Below are 15,698 nucleotides of genomic sequence, written 5' to 3'. Positions count from 1 at the left end.
TGGCGAAGCTGAGAACTTAAGCGCCAGTAAACGGCGGTGGTAACTATAACCATCCTAAGGTAGCGAAATTCCTTGTCGGGTAAGTTCCGACCTGCACGAATGGCGTAACGACTTCTCGACTGTCTCAACCATAGGCCCGGTGAAATTGCACTACGAGTAAAGATGCTCGTTTCGCGCAGCAGGACGGAAAGACCCCGGGACCTTTACTACAGTTTGATATTGGTGTTCGGTTCGGCTTGTGTAGGATAGCTGGGAGACTTTGAAGCAGCCACGCCAGTGGTTGTGGAGTCGTCGTTGAAATACCAGTCTGGTCGTGCTGGATGTCTAACCTGGGTCCGTGATCCGGATCAGGGACAGTGTCTGATGGGTAGTTTAACTGGGGCGGTTGCCTCCTAAAGAGTAACGGAGGCGCCCAAAGGTTCCCTCAGCCTGGTTGGCAATCAGGTGTTGAGTGTAAGTGCACAAGGGAGCTTGACTGTGAGACCGACGGGTCGAGCAGGGACGAAAGTCGGGACTAGTGATCCGGCGGTGGCTTGTGGAAGCGCCGTCGCTCAACGGATAAAAGGTACCCCGGGGATAACAGGCTGATCTTCCCCAAGAGTCCATATCGACGGGATGGTTTGGCACCTCGATGTCGGCTCGTCGCATCCTGGGGCTGGAGTCGGTCCCAAGGGTTGGGCTGTTCGCCCATTAAAGCGGTACGCGAGCTGGGTTTAGAACGTCGTGAGACAGTTCGGTCCCTATCCGCTGTGCGCGTAGGAATATTGAGAAGGGCTGTCCCTAGTACGAGAGGACCGGGACGGACGAACCTCTGGTGTGCCAGTTGTCCTGCCAAGGGCATGGCTGGTTGGCTACGTTCGGGAGGGATAACCGCTGAAAGCATCTAAGCGGGAAGCCTGCTTCAAGATGAGTATTCCCACCCCCTTGAGGGGTTAAGGCTCCCAGTAGACGACTGGGTTGATAGGCCAGATCTGGAAGCCCGGTAACGGGTGGAGGTGACTGGTACTAATAGGCCGAGGGCTTGTCCTCAGTTGCTCGCGTCCACTGTGTAGTTCCCAGACAACGAACGGTTGTGCTGGCTGAACAGTTCCACTTAATCAATTGAAAAGTGTGCTTGTTCGCTGCCCGTTCGAGGCCTCGTTTCATCACGAGGCGTCTGACAGGGTTTCGGTGGTCATAGCGTGAGGGAAACGCCCGGTTACATTCCGAACCCGGAAGCTAAGCCTCACAGCGCCGATGGTACTGCAGGGGGGACCCTGTGGGAGAGTAGGACGCCGCCGAACTAAATTTGGAGGACCCTTGGTCCCAGCGACTCGCTGGGGCTGAGGGTCCTTTTTGTTTTGCCGAAGCGCGCCGGGTACCCGGCTGCGCGAGAATGACTTGCGGTACCGAAGACAGGAGTCACCCCATGTCCACCAACTCTCCCGACGAGCGACCGGAGCGCGACCAGCGCCGTCGTGACAGTGGTGACCGCGGTGACTACCGCGGTGGTCCGCGCCGAGACAACGACCGTGGTGGCGCCGGCCGTCGCGACGATCGCCGCGACGGTGACCGTGGCGGTGACCGCGGGGGCGACCGTGGCGGCTTCCGCCGCGACGACAACCGCGGTGCCGGCAGCGGCAGCGGCGGCGGTGGCTACCGTGGCCGTGACGACCGCCGTGAAGGCGATCGGGGCGGCCGGCCGCCGTTCCGTCGTGACGACCGTCCGAGCGGCGGCCCCCGCCGTGACGACCGTGGTGGCAGCGGCGGCGGCTTCCGCCGTGACGGCGACCGTCCCGCCTTCAACCGCGACGACCGTCCCAGCAGCCCCCGCCGTGATGACGACCGCGGCGGCTACCGCCGCGACGACCGCCAGGGCGGCGGTGACCGCGGTGGCTTCCGCCGTGACGACAACCGTGGTGGTGGCAGCGGCGGTGGCTTCCGTCGTGACGACCGTGGTGGCAGTGCCGGCGGTTTCCGCCGTGACGACAACCGCGGTGGCGGCAGCGGCGGCGGTGACCGTGGCGGCTTCCGTCGCGACGACAACCGTGGTGGTGGCAGCGGCGGTGGCTTCCGTCGTGACGACCGTGGTGGCAGTGCCGGCGGTTTCCGCCGTGACGACAACCGTGGTGGTGGCAGTGCCGGCGGTTTCCGCCGTGACGACAACCGTGGCGGCGGCAGCGGCGGCGGTTTCCGTCGCGACGACCGTCGCGACGACCGTGGTGACTTCCGTCGTGACGACCGGCGTGACGAGCGTCGAGGCGACGACCGGGGCGGTTTCCGCCGCGACCCGGACCGTCCGGCCCCCTTCCGTCGTGACGACCGCCCCTCCGGCCCCCGTCGTGACGACGACCGCGGGCCCCGCGGCGACTTCCGCCGTGACGACCGCGGCCCGCGCCGCGACGACGACCGTGGTGGGTTCCGCCGTGACGACAGCCGGGGCGGTGGCGACTTCCGTCGTGACGACCGGCGTGACGACCGTCGGGGCGACGACCGGGGCGGTTTCCGCCGTGACCCGGACCGTCCCTCGTCCTTCCGTCGTGACGAGCGGCCCTCCGGCCCGCGCCGTGACGACGACCGTGGTGGGTTCCGCCGCGACGACAGCCGTGGTGGCAGCGGTGGCAGCGGTGGCGGCTTCCGTCGCGACGAGCGCAGGGACAGCGACCGTCCGCCGTTCCGCCGTGACGACCGTGGCGACTTCCGTCGTGACGAGCGGCCCTCCGGCCCGCGCCGTGACGACGACCGTGGTGGGTTCCGCCGCGACGACAGCCGTGGTGGCAGCGGAGGCGGCTTCCGTGGCCGTGACGACCGGGGGCGCGACGACCACCGTGGTGGACCGCGCCGCGACGACCGGGGCGGGCGTCCCGGTGGCTTCCGCGGCCGCGACGACCGCGGTGGCGACGACCGCCGCGGAGGCGGCCGCTACCGCGACGAGCGGGAGCGTGACCGCGAGCCGATCAAGCGTCTGCCGATCCCGGACGACGTCACGGGTGAGGAGATCGACCAGGACGTGCGGCAGGAGCTCCTCAGCCTGCCCAAGGGCCTGGCCGAGGACGTCTCCCGCAACCTGGTGATGGTCGCCCGGCTCATCGACGAGGACCCCGAGGCCGCCTACGCGTACTCGAGGATCGCCCTGCGGCTGGCCTCCCGTGTCGCCGCCGTGCGCGAGGCCGCCGGCTTCGCCGCGTACGCGAACCAGAAGTTCAGCGAGGCGCTCGCCGAGTTCCGTGCCGCACGCCGGATGACCGGTGGCGTGGAGCTGTGGCCCGTGATGGCCGACTGCGAGCGTGGCATGGGCCGGCCCGAGAAGGCGCTGGAGATGGCGGGCGCGCCCGAGGTGCAGAAGCTGGACAAGGCGAGCCAGGTCGAGATGCGGCTCGTGGCGGCCGGTGCCCGGCGTGACATGGATCAGCTCGACGCGGCCATCGTCACCCTCCAGAGCCCCGAGCTCGCCTCGAACTCCGTCCAGCCCTGGACCGCCCGACTGCGGTACGCCTACGCCGACGCGCTCCTCGCCGCCGGACGTGAGGGCGAGGCACGTGAGTGGTTCGCCAAGACCGTCGAGTCCGACAAGGACGGCAGCACGGACGCGTCGGACCGCCTGGCCGAGATGGACGGCGTCGAGTTCGTCGACGCCCTCGTCGAGGACGACGAGGCCCCGACGGCGGTCACGGCCGAGCCCCGCGTCACCGACGAGCACCGGGACGAGGACGCGGACGACGTCGAGGACGACGAGGACGACGAGGACGACGAGATCGAGTCCGTGACCGCGGACGCGGTCACGGACGAAGCCGACGCCCTCGACGAGGACGCGGACGACGAGGACGAAGACGAGGACGACGCTCCTCACCGTCCGCAGAGCTGACGCCGGACACCACGGCGCAAACACGTGGGCGGCGGGACACCGGAAGGTGCCCTGCCGCCCACGTGGCGTTTCCGCGGGTGTTTCCCGGGATCGCGGTGTCTCAGGGAGTGAGTGCCCGCAGGACGAGACCGGACGCCGGCTTCGGCCCGAAGGAGGTCGACTTGCGCGGCATCGTGACCCCTTGGCGGGCGAGTTCGCGTACGACTTCCTCGTGGACCGGGTGCATCAGGACGGCCGTGCCCCCGTCGTGCTCCGCCTTCTCGACCGTGGCGGTCGTGTCGTGGATGTAGGCGATGTGCGCGGGAGAGTCCTCCGGGATGCCCCAGACATGGTCCAGGAGCGTGGCGTGTAGGACCGTCGCGTCCAGTGAACGCCAGGCCTCGGGGTGCTCGGCCGGGATCGTACGGGCGAGGAGGTCCGGCGACGGGCGGTCGACGAGGTGGAAGGCGCCGTCGCCGGCGAGGAGGAAGGCGTTCCCCTCGGCGGCCGCCGCTCCGAGGGCCTCCAGCGCCTCGGGGAGGGGTACGTCGAGGCGGCGTACGCGGAAGGAGTCCCCGAGCGCGGCCAGCGCGTCGGCGACCGGCAGGCGGTGCAGCAGGCGGTGGATGGCCCGGACGCGCAGCGGGTAGCGGGCGGTGTCCACCAGGAGCACCAGGCCGTAGTCCCAGGGGCTCGGCGAAGGATGCTCCGCGCGTAGACGAAGGTACGTGGCCCAGCGGTGGTGTCCGTCGGCGATCAGGGCCTGGTGCCGGCCGAGGTCCGTGCGGATCTCCGTGAGCTCCGCCGGGTCGGTGACCGCCCACAGGCGATGGCTGATGCCGTCCTCCGTGGTGGTGGACAGCAGCGGCGGCAGGTCGGCGGTGCGCTCGATGACGGCGGCGGTGCCGTATCCGGAGCCGTTGCCGCGATAGGTCAGCAGCAGGGGTTCGAGGTTGGCGGACGTGGCACGCATCAGGGCCGCGCGGTCCGCGATGACGTGCGGCATCACGTCCTCGTGGGGGAGCACGACACCGTCGGCCGGGTCGGACAGCCGCAGATTGCCGATCACGCCCCGTTGCAGCAGGTCGCCGTCGCGCTGCTCGTACACGTACAGGCCCGGCTCCGGATCGGCGGCCAGGATGCCCTCCGACAGCCAGCGGTCCAGCGTGTCGGCCGCCTGGCGGTTGCGGGCGGCCGGGGTGCCGTCCTGCGGGAGGATGAGCCGGACGATGTTGTACGGGTCGGCCGATTCGAGTTCGAGCAGTCCGTCGGGCCGGACGATCACGTCGTACGGCGGGGACGTCACGGCGGCCAGGCTGCCGACCCGGTCGGGGTCGTAGCGCAGGCCTCGGAACGGGGTGAGTTCGAGGCCGCTCCCTGCCGGTGTTTCCTCCTCGGGACCTGCATAGTTCATTGGGGCATCGTAAGTGTGTCCGGCGCATGCGGGATGATCGGGGCAACGGGATCGAACGAGGAGCGATGCGCAATGAGCCAGACCGTCAGGACGCGGCCCGAGGGCAGTCGGCAGGCCCTGAGCGAGGCGTACGACACCGCGCTGCTGGACCTGGACGGTGTGGTGTACGCGGGCGGTGACGCCATCGCCCACGCCGTGGACTCGCTGGCGACGGCGCGCGCGGGCGGGATGCACCTCGCGTACGTCACCAACAACGCGTTGCGCACCCCGGACGCGGTCGCCGGGCATCTGACGGAGCTGGGCGTCCCGACGGTGGCGTCGGACGTCATCACCTCGGCACAGGCCGTGGCCCGGCTCATCAGCGAGCAGGTGCCGGCGGGGTCGCGGGTGCTGGTCATCGGCGGCGAGGGGCTGCGGGTCGCGCTGCGCGAGCGGGGGCTGGAGCCGGTGGACTCGGCGGAGGACGAGCCCGTCGCCGTCGTGCAGGGGTACGGCGGTCCCGATCTGACCTGGTCCCGCTTCGCGGAGGCGTGCTACGCCATCGCGCGCGGGGTGCCCTGGTTCGCCTCCAACACGGATCTGACGATTCCGGGCGCGCGGGGAATCGCGCCGGGGAACGGCGCCGCGGTGGAGGTGGTCCGCATCGCCACGGGTGCCGAGCCGCAGGTGGCGGGCAAGCCGTTGCCCCCGATGCACCGCGAGACGATTCTGCGGACCGGGGCCGACCGGCCGCTGGTGGTCGGGGACCGGCTGGACACGGACATCGAGGGCGCCTTCAACGGCGAGGTGGACTCGCTGCTCGTCCTCACCGGTGTGACGGACGGGGCGCAGCTCCTGGCCGCGCCGCCGCAGCACCGTCCGACGTACGTCGACGCCGATCTGCGCGGCATGCTCACCGGGCAGCCCGAGGTCGTCGAGGCGGGTGACGGGTTCCGCTGCGGCGGCTGGACGGCCACGGCCGGCGGCGACGCGCTGGAGCTGACGGGCGAGGGCGAGGCCCTGGACGGGCTGCGGGCGCTGTGCGCGGCGGCCTGGACGGCGGCGGGCGAGGGCGTGTGCGAGCTGGACGGCGGAAAGGCGCTGGCCCGGCTGGGCCTGTAGGTACTGCGGGACCGGCTCGGCCCCCGACCGGCCAGGACAGACCGGCCAGGACAGACCGGCCGGTCCTGGCCGGCCCGGGGCGCGGGCGTCGTGGGCGGTGCCTGCTCATGCCGGGCCGGTCCGGCATGCGGTCTGACCCGGCATGCGGTCTGACCCGGGCTTCGGTACGGCATCAGGTGTGCGGGCACCTCCAGGCGCGACGCGAGGGTAGGCTAACCTAACCTCGTGTTGGTCGACAGTCCTCCTGAACAGCGCGCGGAAACCGCCCCCGCGCCCCCAAGCCGCCGGGCGATACGCACTCTTGGACTCCTCGTGTCCGTGGGGATCCTGCTGCTGGTCGCGTTGGCGAGCATCGCGATCGGCGCGAAAGCGCTGCCGTTGGACCAGGTGTGGCACGGCCTGTTCCACGACTCGGGGACGTACGCGGACGTCGTCGTCGGTGACCGGATCTCGCGCACGGTGCTCGGGCTGCTGGTCGGCGCCGCGCTCGGCCTCTCCGGTGCCGTCCTCCAGGCGCTGACCCGCAATCCGCTGGCCGACCCCGGTCTGCTGGGGATCAACGCGGGCGCGTCCGCCGCCGTCGTCACGGCGATCACGTACTTCGGCGTCACCTCGCTGAGCGGCTACGTCTGGTTCGCCTTCTTCGGCGCCGCGGCCGTCGGGGCGCTCGTCTGGTTCCTGGGCGGCAGCCGGGGCGCGACCCCGGTGCGGCTCGCGCTCGCCGGAACCGCGATCAGCGCCGCGCTGTACGGCTATCTCCAGGCCGTGATGATCATGGACGACGCGGCGCTCGGCAAGATGCGCTTCTGGACCGTCGGCTCGCTCGCCTCGGCGACCGACTCGACGATCGAGCAGGTGGCCCCCTTCCTCGGCGTCGGCGCGCTCGTCGCGCTGGCCCTCGCCCGGCCGCTGAACGCGATGGCCATGGGCGACGACACCGCCCGAGCGCTGGGCGCCAACCTGAACCGCACCCGCGCGCTGTCCATGGCCGCCGCGACCGTGCTCTGCGGCGCCGCGACCGCCGCCTGCGGACCGATCGTGTTCGTCGGGCTCATGGTCCCGCACGCCGTCCGCTCCTTCACCGGGCCCGACCTGCGCTGGATCCTGCCGTACGCCACCGTCCTGTCGCCCGTGCTACTGCTCGGCGCCGATGTCCTGGGGCGCATGGTCGCCCGGCCGGCGGAGCTTCAGGTCGGCATCGTCACCGCGGTGCTGGGCGGCCCGGTCTTCATCTTTCTCGTACGGCGACGGAGGACGGCGCAGCTGTGACGACCCCACGTGTCCCCAGCACCCGGACCGCCCGCGAGGGGAGCGCCCCGGCACTCCCCTCGCGCCGTGTCCGGGCCGTCCGCACCGTCGGCGGCCTGTCCGTCCGGCTCGACGTCCGCATGGCCGTCGTGGTCGTCCTGCTGCTGCTGGCCGCGGCCGCGGCGAGTGTGGTGCTCATCGGCACCGGCGACTTCCCGATCCCGGCCGGCGACGTCCTCAGGACCCTGGCCGGCGACGGCAGCCCCAGCCAGGAGTTCATCGTCAACGACCTGCGGCTGCCGCGCGTCCTCGTCGGACTGCTGGTGGGCGCCTCGCTCGGGCTGGCCGGAGCGCTCTTCCAGTCGATCTCCCGCAACCCGCTGGGCAGCCCCGACGTGCTCGGGCTCGGACAGGGGGCCACGGCCGGCGCCCTCGTCATGATCGTGCTGTTCTCGGGCAGTGCGACCGAGGTCGCCCTCGGAGCGCTCGTCGGGGGGCTGCTGACCGGGCTCGCCATCTACCTGCTGGCCTGGAAGCGGGGCGTGCACGGCTACCGTCTCGTCCTGGTCGGCATCGGTGTCTCCGCGATCGTCACGGCGGTCAACGGCTACCTCCTCACCAAGGCCGACCTCGTCGACGCGGCCCGCGCCGTCGTCTGGATGACCGGTTCCCTCAACGGGCGGGACTGGGCCCAGGTCTGGCCGCTGCTCATCATGTGCGCCGTCCTCGTCCCGCTCGTCCTCGGCAACGCGCGCGGGCTGCGGATGATGGAGATGGGCGACGACGTCTCGTACGCCCTCGGAGTGAGCGTCGAGCGGACGCGGCTGCTGCTGATGGTGGCCGCCGTGCTGCTCACCGCGGGTGCCACCGCCGCCGCGGGCCCGGTCGGTTTCGTGGCGCTCACCGCGCCGCAGCTCGCCCGGCGGCTCACCCGCTCGCCCGGACCGAACCTGATGGCCTCGATGTGCATGGGCGCGACCCTGCTCATCGTCGCGGACTGGGCCTCGCAGCGCGCCTTCGGCGCCGACCAACTGCCCGTCGGCGTCGTGACCGGCGTCCTCGGCGGCGTCTACCTGCTGTGGCTGCTGGTCACCGAACGCAAGGCGGGCCGGATATGAGCGGTCCGGTGCAGGCCACCCCCGTGACCGCGGACGAGAACACCCCAAGGAGCACTGTGAACCGCCTGTCCGCCGACGACGTCACCCTCGCCTACGACCAGCGCGTCATCGCGGAGAAGCTGTCGGTGGAGATCCCCGACAACTCCTTCACCGTGATCGTCGGCCCGAACGCCTGCGGGAAGTCCACCCTGCTGCGGGCCCTGTCGCGCATGCTGAAGCCCTCGGCCGGACGGGTCCTGCTCGACGGGCAGGCGATCCAGTCGATGCCCGCCAAGAAGGTGGCGCGCACCCTCGGGCTGCTGCCGCAGTCGTCGATCGCGCCGGACGGGATCACGGTCGGCGACCTCGTCGGCCGGGGCCGCTACCCCCACCAGGGCCTGCTGCGCCAGTGGTCCGCGGAGGACGAGCGGGTCGTCCAGGAGTCGATGGCCTCGACCGGGGTCGCCGAACTCGCCGATCGCTATGTCGACGAATTGTCCGGCGGCCAGCGCCAGCGCGTCTGGATCGCGATGGCGCTCGCGCAGCAGACCCCGCTGCTCCTGCTGGACGAGCCGACGACCTACCTCGACATCCAGCACCAGATCGACGTCCTCGACCTGTGCGCCGAGCTCCACGAGACGCAGGGCCGCACCCTGGTCGCCGTCCTGCACGACCTCAACCACGCGGCCCGCTACGCCACCCACCTGATCGCGCTGCGCGACGGCGAGGTCATCGCCCAGGGCGCCCCGAACGACATCGTCACGGCCGACCTGGTCGAGGAGGTCTTCGGGCTGCGCTGCCAGGTCATCGACGACCCCGAGACCGGGACGCCCCTCGTGGTGCCCGCGGCCCGCAAGGCCAGGGTCCGCGCCGCGGTGGCCGCTACAGAAGCGTCCTGAGCCGCAGCAGGTCGCGCAGGCCCGCCTCCAGCTTCACCCGGCCCGAGCCCCAGGCCTTGGCGAAGTTCAGCTCGCCGTTCACCATCGACACCAGGTCGTCGCCCTTCATCGTCAGGCGGATCTGGGCCCGCTCGGGGGGCGGGCCCTGGAGGGTGTCGAGCACCTCGATCCGGCCGCCCCTGAGCCGGCCGACGAAGGTGATGTCCAGGTCGGTGATACGGCAGCTCAGCGAGCGGTCAAGGGCCGCCGCGGCGCGTACGTCGCCGTCGGCGCCCGCCATGTTGTCCGAAAGTTTGTCGAGTGCGGCGCGGCACTCCTCAGTCGTCGCCATCGTGATCGACGGTACCGCAGCCCTTCGCGGTAGCGTCGGGGCATGAACGACTCAGTGCCCGAGGGCGAGCTCCCCGAGCCCGGGACCGCGGGGGAGCCCGGCCCGGCCGCGGAGGCCGAACCGGAACCCGCGTACGACCCCGCCGCGCCGGCCCCGCTGGACGTCCCGCGCGTCCCGACGGGCCACGCCGACGTCGACGCCCGGCTGGACCGGCTGGCCGACGCCGACCACCTCGCGACGGACGGACACCTCGAGGTGTACGAGGATGTGCACCGGGGGCTGCGCGACGAGCTCACCGCGCTCGACGTCCGCCCGGGAGCCCCGGCTCCCGCCGGCCGCCCGCCCGCCGGCCCGTAAGTGAGATCCTTCGGGTCACCCGGAGAACGTTCCGGGCCCCCCTTTCCATCGCCGTACGACCGCAGGAGCTGAACCGAACGTGGCAGGAGTGGCACGCCGCCGCCTCGACGCCGAGCTGGTCCGCAGGAAGCTCGCCCGCTCGCGCGAGCACGCCGGGCAGCTCATCGCCGCGGGCCGGGTCAGCGTGGGCAAGACCCTCGCGACCAAGCCCGCCACGCAGGTCGAGACCGCCGCGGCGATCGTGGTCAGCAAGGACGACAGCGACCCCGACTACGTCTCGCGCGGCGGACACAAGCTCGCCGGCGCCCTCGCCGTCTTCGAGCCGCAGGGCCTGAAGGTCGAGGGACGGCGGGCGCTGGACGCCGGCGCCTCCACCGGAGGCTTCACCGACGTACTGCTGCGCGCGGGCGCCGCCCATGTCGTCGCCGTGGACGTCGGTTACGGACAACTTGCATGGTCTCTCCAGAGCGATGAACGCGTCACCGTCAAGGACCGTACGAACGTACGCGAGTTGACGTTGGAGGCGATCGATGGGGAGCCCGTGGACCTTGTTGTCGGGGATCTGTCCTTCATCCCGCTCGGACTGGTGCTGCCCGCCCTCGCGCGGTGCACGGCGCCGGATGCCGACCTGGTGATGATGGTCAAGCCGCAGTTCGAGGTGGGGAAGGACCGGCTGGGCAGCGGCGGTGTCGTGCGCAGTCCGGAGCTGCGCGCCGAGAGCGTGCGCGGCGTGGCGGGGCGAGCCCGGGAACTGGGGCTCGGAGTGAAGGGCGTGACAGCGAGCCCGTTGCCCGGACCGTCGGGCAACGTCGAGTACTTTCTGTGGCTGCGTGCCGGGGCACCCGAACTCGACCCGGCCGACGTTGACCGTGCAGTGGCGGAGGGGCCGCGTTGACACAGACCCGAGCTCGTACTGTTTTCCTGCTGGCCCACACCGGGCGGCCGGCAGCCATCCGTAGTGCCGAGCTGGTCGTCCAGGGCCTGCTGCGATCCGGGATCGGCGTACGGGTCCTCGCCGCCGAGGCGGCCGATCTGCCGCTGCCGGACGAGGTCGAACTGGTCCAGGAGGCGACCCCGCAGTGCCTCGACGGCTGCGAGCTGCTCATCGTCCTCGGCGGTGACGGAACGCTGCTGCGCGGCGCGGAGTTCGCCCGCGCCTCCGGGGTGCCGATGCTCGGCGTGAACCTCGGGCGCGTCGGCTTCCTCGCCGAGGCCGAGCGCGACGACCTGGACAAGGTCGTCGACCGGGTCGTCACCCGGGCCTACGAGGTCGAGGAACGCATGACCGTCGATGTGGTCGTGCACCGCAACGGCGACATCGTGCACACCGACTGGGCGCTCAACGAGGCGGCCGTGCAGAAGGTGTCGGCCGAGAAGCTCCTCGAAGTGGTGCTGGAGATCGACGGGCGGCCCGTCACCGGGTTCGGCTGCGACGGGATCGTCTGCGCGACCCCGACCGGGTCGACGGCCTACGCCTTCTCCGCGGGCGGGCCCGTGGTCTGGCCCGAGGTCGAGGCGCTGCTGATGGTGCCGATCAGCGCGCACGCCCTGTTCGCCAAGCCGCTGGTGACCTCGCCGGACTCGGTGCTCGCCGTGGAGGTGCTGCCGCACGTCCCGCCGGGCGTGCTGTGGTGCGACGGGCGGCGGACCGTGGAGCTGCCGCCGGGCGCGCGGGTCGAGGTGCGCCGCGGGGCCGTGCCCGTACGGCTCGCACGACTGCACCACGCCTCGTTCACCGACCGGCTCGTCGCCAAGTTCGCGCTGCCGGTCTCCGGGTGGCGCGGGGCACCGCACTAGGGACACGCGGCACCCGGGTTCCGCCCGGGCGCCGGCCGCCTCCGCACGGTCCGTCGGCGAACGAGACCACCCCCCGAAAGTAACGCTCGGTTCTCTTTGCGGGGGGCGGCGTCGCACGGCGCGAGGAAAACCTCGTATGGTCGGGGACGTGTTGGAGGAGATGCGGATACGGTCGCTCGGAGTCATCGACGACGCGGTCGTCGAGCTGTCACCCGGCTTCACCGCCGTGACCGGTGAGACCGGTGCGGGCAAGACGATGGTGGTCACCAGCCTCGGGCTGCTGCTGGGAGGCCGGGCGGACCCGGCCCTCGTGCGGATCGGCGCCAAGAGCGCGGTCGTGGAGGGGCGGATCAGTGTGCCCGCGGGCGGGACGGCCGTCGTACGGGCCGAGGAGGCGGGTGCCGAGCTCGACGAGGGCATGCTGCTGATCAGCCGTACCGTTTCGGCCGAGGGGCGTTCACGCGCCCATCTCGGCGGGCGCTCGGTTCCGGTGGGCGTGCTCGCCGAGCTCGCCGACGAACTCGTCGCCGTGCACGGCCAGACCGACCAGCAGGGACTGCTCAAGCTGTCCCGGCAGCGGCAGGCCCTGGACCGGTACGCGGGTGACGCGGTCGCCGTACCGCTCGCCAAGTACGCGGGCGCCTACCGCCGGCTGCGGGCCGTATCGGCCGAGCTGGACGAGATCACGACCCGTGCGCGGGAACGGGCCCAGGAAGCCGACCTGCTGCGCTTCGGACTCGACGAGATCGCGGCCGTCGAGCCGCGCGCCGGCGAGGACGCGGAGCTGGCGGCGGAGGCCGAGCGGCTCGGTCACGCGGAGGCGCTGGCGTCCGCCGCGACCGCCGCGCACGCCGCGCTGGCGGGCAACCCCGAGGACCCGGAGGGCATCGACGCGGCCACGCTCGTCGCGGGCGCCCACCGGGCCCTGGAGGCCGTACGGTCGCACGACTCGGCCCTCGCCACGCTGTCCGGGCGCATCGGGGAGATCGCCATCCTGCTCGGCGACGTGGCGGGCGAACTCGCGGGCTACGCCGACGACCTGGACGCCGACCCGCTGCGGCTGGCGGCCGTCGAGGAGCGCCGGGCCGCGCTCACCCAGCTCACCCGCAAGTACGGCGAGGACATCGACGCCGTCATCGCCTGGGCCGAGCGGAGCGCCGAACGGCTCACCGAACTGGACGGCGACGACGACCGGATCGGTGAGCTGACCGCCGAACGGGACGCGCTGCGCGGCGAACTGGGCGGACTCGCCCAGGCGCTGACGGACGCCCGCGCGGAGGCCGCCGAGCGGTTCGCCGCGGCCGTCACCGCCGAGCTGGCCTCGCTGGCGATGCCGCACGCGCGCGTGTCCTTCGAGATCCGGCAGACCGAGGACCCGGAGGGCGTGGAGGTCGGCGGACGTCCGGTGGCCTACGGCCCGGCCGGTGCCGACGAGGTGGAACTGCTGCTCGCCCCGCACCCCGGGGCGCCGCCGCGGCCCATCGCCAAGGGCGCGTCCGGCGGTGAGCTCTCGCGCGTGATGCTCGCGGTCGAGGTCGTGTTCGCGGGGACCGACCCCGTGCCGACGTATCTCTTCGACGAGGTCGACGCGGGCGTCGGCGGCAAGGCCGCGGTCGAGATCGGGCGCCGGCTGGCACGGCTGGCCAAGAGCGCGCAGGTCGTCGTCGTGACGCATCTGCCGCAGGTGGCCGCGTTCGCCGACCGGCAGCTTCTGGTGGAGAAGACCAACGACGGTTCGGTGACCCGGTCCGGGGTGAAGGTGCTGGAGGGGGAGGAGCGCATCCGCGAGCTGTCCCGGATGCTGGCCGGGCAGGAGGACTCCGAGACGGCGCGGGCCCATGCCGAGGAACTTCTGGCGGCGGCCCGCGCGGACGCGTAGCCGAGGTGCTTCCCCCGGCCGGGCGGGCTTGCCTCCCTCGCCGGGGGCCGTCCGTCGCCCTGGCCGGGGCGGGGCTGCTCCGGAGCCGTACCGTCGGCTTTTTTCGCCCCCTCCGCCCCTACCCGTCCCGTACCTGGGGCTCCGCCCCAGACCCCGCTCCTCAAGCGCCGGAGGGGCTGAATCTGCGCCGCGCTGTCGGATGGGGCGGGGAGTGCGAGGGCCTGGGTGCGCCGTGCGGTGCGCGGGTGCACCTTCGCCGTCGGTGTCGCGTGCGAGGGCGTCTGCGGTGCCGAGGTGACGCGTGATGCGCCAGGCGCCCTGCAAAGACCGAGGTGAACCGCGGGGCCACAGGGACCTATTCGCTCTTGTGGTCCGGTCCTCCCCGGAACGGAGCATTCGTCACTCGTGCGGGTGATCGTCGTCGCTGGGTTGCCTTGTCTGACGTGCCCTCGTCGTGATGGCGGTGCCGGAACGCCCGGACGGCCTGGCATCCTTGGCGTAGTACGCGGTGCACGACGTGCGGTACCCCCTTCCCCGCACGATCCTTCTGTACGTTTCCTCGTGACCGTCCGACGCCGAACCAGGAGCCCCGGCCACGTGAGCCACGTGAGCAGCCACTCAGCGCACGGCCAGTCGCCGCTGCGCACCGTGCAGGTGCTCGGCGGCGGAAGCGCGGGCAGCAGCGCGCACGTACGGTCGCTGGCCGCGGGTCTGGTCGCCCGGGGGGTCAGGGTCACCGTCTGCGCCCCCGCCGAGGCGGACCGCGTCTACGGATTCACCGGCGTCGGCGCGCACCACGTCCCCGTGCCCCGCAGCAGCGACCCCGCCTCGGTGTCCGCACTGCGGGCGGCCTGCGCGGACGCCGACCTGGTGCACGCGCACGGGATCCACGCGGCCCTGCGCGCGGCCCTGGCGCTCAGCGGGCGCCGCGTCCCCCTCGTCGTCACCTGGCACACCCGCTCGGAGGCGGACGGCGCCCGGGCGCACGTCCTGCGGCTCGTCGAACGCCGGGTCGCCAGGGCCGCCGCCGTGGTGCTCGGGACCTCCTCCGACCTGGTGGACCGGGCCCGCAGGAGAGGCGCGCGCGACGCGCGGCTCGCCGCCGTCGCGTTCCCGGCGCCGCGACTGCCGGTCGAGCCGGTGGAACCCGACCGGTTCCGGCACAAGGCGCGGGCCGAACTCGGCGCGACCGACCGCCCGTTGCTCATCGCGGTCGGCTCGCTCGACCGGCACCGCGGCTACCACACCCTCCTGGACGCCTCGCGCGCCTGGTGCCGCCTCGATCCGATGCCGCTGCTGGTGATCGCGGGGGAGGGGCCGCTCCGCGCGGTCCTCCAGCGCCGCATCGAGGACGAGGAACTGCCGGTCCGGCTCGTCGGGCGGCGCGAGGACGTCGCCGAACTCCTGGCGGCCGCCGACGCTGTGCTGCTGCCCAGCAGATGGGAGTCCCGCTCGGTGCTGGCGCAGGAGGCCCTGCACGCGCGCGTCCCGCTCGTCGCCACGGCGGTCGGGGGCATCCCCGAACTGGTCGGCGACGCGGCCGAACTCGTCCCGTACGGCAACGCGAAGGCGCTCGGCGACGCCGTCGTACGCGTGCTCACCGATCCGGCGCGTCAGGAGGCGCTGCGGGAGAAGGGCGCCCGGCAGGCCGCCACCTGGCCGACCGAGGACGAGACGGTCGCCCAAGTGCTCAGCGTCTACGACGAGTTCACCCGGTTCCGGCCGCTGGCCTGACCGGCGAAGCGGCGGGCG

Annotated in this window: 12 protein-coding genes, 2 rRNA genes and 1 pseudogene; 13 read left to right on the top strand and 2 right to left on the bottom strand. The window is 72.1% G+C overall.

The genetic code is table 11. The annotated features are described in order from the left end of the window. From ACFRIC_RS25215 to ACFRIC_RS25200, 4 genes and pseudogenes are all read left to right on the top strand, one after another. Positions 1–1,029, top strand: a 23S ribosomal RNA gene (locus tag ACFRIC_RS25215); the annotation flags it as partial. A 137-nt stretch (positions 1,030–1,166) separates the two neighbouring features. Further along, positions 1,167–1,283: ribosomal RNA gene (gene rrf / locus ACFRIC_RS25210) — 5S ribosomal RNA — on the top strand. Positions 1,284–1,375: 92 nt separating this feature from the next. Next, positions 1,376–2,482 (top strand): annotated as a pseudogene (locus ACFRIC_RS25205) (hypothetical protein); the annotation flags it as partial. A 507-nt stretch (positions 2,483–2,989) separates the two neighbouring features. Then, positions 2,990–3,844, top strand: a complete 855-nt coding sequence (locus tag ACFRIC_RS25200; RefSeq protein WP_382789634.1) for a hypothetical protein — start codon at positions 2,990–2,992, stop codon at positions 3,842–3,844. 100 nt (positions 3,845–3,944) lie between these two features. Here the strand turns inward: ACFRIC_RS25200 and ACFRIC_RS25195 are convergent, their stop codons facing one another. Continuing rightward, on the bottom strand, positions 3,945–5,237 hold the full coding sequence (locus ACFRIC_RS25195) for a DUF1015 domain-containing protein (RefSeq protein WP_382789577.1): 1,293 nt from the start codon (positions 5,235–5,237) through the stop codon (positions 3,945–3,947). A gap of 72 nt (positions 5,238–5,309) precedes the next feature. On the opposite strand from ACFRIC_RS25195, the gene ACFRIC_RS25190 reads away from it, so the two are divergent. The 4 genes from ACFRIC_RS25190 (at position 5,310) to ACFRIC_RS25175 (ending at position 9,582) form a co-directional block, all read left to right on the top strand. Next, complete coding sequence (locus ACFRIC_RS25190) at positions 5,310–6,338, top strand: HAD hydrolase-like protein (RefSeq protein ID WP_382789575.1); 1,029 nt, start codon at positions 5,310–5,312, stop codon at positions 6,336–6,338. 225 nt (positions 6,339–6,563) lie between these two features. Beyond that, on the top strand, positions 6,564–7,607 hold the full coding sequence (locus ACFRIC_RS25185) for a FecCD family ABC transporter permease (RefSeq protein WP_382789572.1): 1,044 nt from the start codon (positions 6,564–6,566) through the stop codon (positions 7,605–7,607). 119 nt (positions 7,608–7,726) lie between these two features. Continuing rightward, positions 7,727–8,704: a FecCD family ABC transporter permease gene (locus ACFRIC_RS25180; RefSeq protein ID WP_382789631.1), complete on the top strand. Its 978-nt coding sequence runs from the start codon at positions 7,727–7,729 to the stop codon at positions 8,702–8,704. Beyond that, a complete protein-coding gene (locus ACFRIC_RS25175; RefSeq protein WP_382789569.1) occupies positions 8,701–9,582 on the top strand; it encodes an ABC transporter ATP-binding protein in 882 nt (293 codons plus the stop codon). Before ACFRIC_RS25180 ends, ACFRIC_RS25175 begins: the two co-directional genes overlap by 4 nt. On the opposite strand, the gene ACFRIC_RS25170 is transcribed toward ACFRIC_RS25175, so the two are convergent. Beyond that, positions 9,566–9,913, bottom strand: coding sequence for an SCP2 sterol-binding domain-containing protein (locus ACFRIC_RS25170; protein WP_382789567.1), 348 nt, complete (start codon positions 9,911–9,913; stop codon positions 9,566–9,568). The genes ACFRIC_RS25175 and ACFRIC_RS25170 overlap by 17 nt on opposite strands. A gap of 42 nt (positions 9,914–9,955) precedes the next feature. On the opposite strand from ACFRIC_RS25170, the gene ACFRIC_RS25165 reads away from it, so the two are divergent. From ACFRIC_RS25165 to ACFRIC_RS25145, 5 genes are all read left to right on the top strand, one after another. Continuing rightward, positions 9,956–10,270 (top strand): hypothetical protein, encoded by a 315-nt coding sequence (locus ACFRIC_RS25165; RefSeq protein ID WP_382789564.1) that lies wholly within the window; start codon positions 9,956–9,958, stop codon positions 10,268–10,270. Positions 10,271–10,349: 79 nt separating this feature from the next. After that, entirely contained in the window at positions 10,350–11,165 is an 816-nt protein-coding gene (locus ACFRIC_RS25160; RefSeq protein ID WP_382789561.1) for a TlyA family RNA methyltransferase, read from the top strand. Further along, positions 11,162–12,067, top strand: coding sequence for an NAD kinase (locus ACFRIC_RS25155; RefSeq protein ID WP_328556344.1), 906 nt, complete (start codon positions 11,162–11,164; stop codon positions 12,065–12,067). The genes ACFRIC_RS25160 and ACFRIC_RS25155 overlap by 4 nt, the downstream gene beginning before the upstream one ends. Before the next feature lie 136 nt (positions 12,068–12,203). Next, on the top strand, positions 12,204–13,946 hold the full coding sequence (recN, locus tag ACFRIC_RS25150) for a DNA repair protein RecN (protein ID WP_382789559.1): 1,743 nt from the start codon (positions 12,204–12,206) through the stop codon (positions 13,944–13,946). Positions 13,947–14,543: 597 nt separating this feature from the next. After that, complete coding sequence (locus ACFRIC_RS25145) at positions 14,544–15,680, top strand: glycosyltransferase family 4 protein (RefSeq protein ID WP_382789555.1); 1,137 nt, start codon at positions 14,544–14,546, stop codon at positions 15,678–15,680. The last annotated feature ends 18 nt before the right edge of the window (positions 15,681–15,698 follow it).

Source organism: Streptomyces sp. NPDC056738 (assembly GCF_042790435.1).
Lineage (GTDB): Bacteria > Actinomycetota > Actinomycetes > Streptomycetales > Streptomycetaceae > Streptomyces.
This window is presented reverse-complemented; position numbering and strand designations above follow the sequence as displayed.